The sequence below is a fragment of the Salifodinibacter halophilus genome, from assembly GCA_012999515.1.
Lineage (GTDB): Bacteria > Pseudomonadota > Gammaproteobacteria > Nevskiales > Salinisphaeraceae > Salifodinibacter > Salifodinibacter halophilus.
The window spans coordinates 1-285 of the sequence record JABEEB010000166.1 but is presented as its reverse complement, the minus strand read 5'-3'; the positions used below and the strand labels follow the sequence as shown (position 1 = coordinate 285).

Genomic DNA, 285 nt, shown 5'->3' with positions numbered 1-285 from the left:
CGCTTGACAAGCGCATGCGGCCGGCCCGCGACGCGCGCGGGCCGGCCTCAGCGATCGGGCGTCCTGCGATCAGGCCGCAAGGATCACGGCTTGAGCCAGTTGTTGGTCACCGCCAGCATCGACAGTAGCTTGACGCTGTCGCCGTAGTAATCGCTGGTGCTGCCGTTGGCGAGGTAGGTCCACAGCTTGTCGAGCCAGGCCTGGTCGGTGTCCACGGTGGCGGCGACCGCGAACGGCGCGGTGAAGAAGGTGCTGTTGTAGTTCTCGGTCACGGTGCCGTCGAGC

The 285-nt window shown here is 67.0% G+C and carries 1 protein-coding gene; it reads right to left on the bottom strand.

Annotated elements, in window-relative coordinates; all coding sequences use genetic code 11:
* Positions 1-83: 83 nt before the first annotated feature.
* On the bottom strand, positions 84-272 hold the full coding sequence (locus HKX41_11170; protein NNC24691.1) for a hypothetical protein: 189 nt from the start codon (positions 270-272) through the stop codon (positions 84-86).
* Positions 273-285: the final 13 nt, after the last annotated feature.